The organism is Candidatus Cloacimonadota bacterium, from assembly GCA_011372345.1.
In the GTDB taxonomy this organism is placed as follows: Bacteria; Cloacimonadota; Cloacimonadia; order Cloacimonadales; family TCS61; genus DRTC01.
The window spans coordinates 1-1,785 of the sequence record DRTC01000212.1; the positions used below are offsets into that span (position 1 = coordinate 1).

At 39.5% G+C, this 1,785-nt stretch carries 1 protein-coding gene; it reads left to right on the top strand.

Annotated features, from left to right (window positions below):
• Positions 1–1,674: T9SS type A sorting domain-containing protein (locus ENL20_04160; protein ID HHE37750.1), on the top strand; the 1,674-nt coding region annotated here is incomplete at its 5' end.
• Positions 1,675–1,785 lie beyond the last annotated feature (111 nt).

A 1,785-nucleotide genomic window follows, 5' to 3' on the forward strand; every position in this document is an offset into this window, starting at 1 on the left:
GATAATGAGAATAATCCGATCGGGAATGCCGAAATTCTGATCGAAGAAACTCAGGCAACTTCCTACTCTGATGCTGCCGGTTTTTATCATTTTGGAAATGTCCTGATAGGAAATTATTTCCTGACTGCCAGTGCATTTGGTTATTCTCCGCAAACGATACAAGCCGAAGTTCTGGAAAATGATACAACCGAAGTGAATTTCAATCTGATACCTTTGGGACAGGTGACTATCAGCGGACATGTAGTTGGCAGCGATTTCCCGGAAACCGGTTTGGAAGGAGCGACAGTAACATTAACGGGTTTTGAAAATTATGAGGTGATCACCGATGGGAATGGAGATTTTGAAATTCCGGATGTTTACACGAATATAGCCTACGAAATGAACATAACGCACGATATCTATGAAACCTACACAGAGGATGTTTTTGTCGAAGGACAAAATTTAGATCTCGGAACGATCATTTTAAATGAAATTACCATGCCTCCGGGAAATCTGCAGGCATTTCAAAATCAGGATGAGACAGAAGTTGATTTGACCTGGAATATGCCTGGCATTGGTTTATCGGAATTTCGGTATGATGATGATAATTTATTTTCCCAGATCGGATTTTCCAATACTCCGACAAATGCTGTTTTTGGAGCATCTCATCTCCATAACGCTGTCGTGCAGGAAGTTCACTGGCTGTTGACTTCTACCTGGGGTTCACATACACAGGCAAAGATCTTTATTTTTGGTTTGGATAATGAGGGCTTACCTGACTCCAATCAGCTTCTCCATCAGTCAAATCTTCTCCCAAATATCGATAATGAATGGAATACATATATTTTAGCAGAATCTGTGAATGCTCCGGATGGTTTTTTCATCGGAGTTAATACTCCCGGAATTTATACAGGAATCGGACTCGATGATGGCATCGATGAACCCTGGGAGTTTGTTCAGGGAACTCAAATGGCAATTGAAAACTGGTCTTCCGGAGAATGGCTGGATATCGGTGATATTGATCCCCAATTTCAAAAAAATATGATGATCAGAGCATATGGGATCGATTTTGGAAATATTGACCGCAACATAAAATATAACCAAGCTGAACGGATCGCGAAACATGTAATAACTGATTCCCTGTTTGACAGACAATTTGAATCATTCAATGTTTATCGTTTTAATGAATTTGATCATGATGATCCCGATAACTGGGATTTGATCGCACAAGCAGTTACCGATACTTTTTACACAGATACGGAATGGGCTCCGCTTCCCATCGGGATGTACCAGTTCGCGGTTACTTCCGTGCATACGAATAATGTTGAGTCTGTTCCTGCGTTTTCTAATACTGTTTATAAAACTACGGTCGATGTAGAGGATAACGATCTGAATGAGTTTGCTGCTGAATTAAAGCAAAATATACCGAATCCGTTTTCCTCTCAAACAACAATTTATTTTAATATCAGTAGCCAACAAGAAGAACAAACAATTGAGATTTATAACATCAAAGGTCAAAAAGTTCGGACTTTGGAGTGCGTCAACTATGTTGACGCAAAAGCGACGGAGTCGCTTTCCCATATCATCTGGGACGGAAAAGATGACTCCGGAAAACCGGTAAATTCCGGAATTTATTTCTATAAACTGAAATCAGGGAAATTTTCTTCAACCAAGAAGATGATATTAATTCGCTGATTTGGAGTCTTTTGGAGTGCTTCAATTATTTTGAAGCAAAAACGACAAAGTCGTTTTCACTAGTGATGAGTTACCAACAACTCATTAAAACAACATAGTTGTTTTACTCCA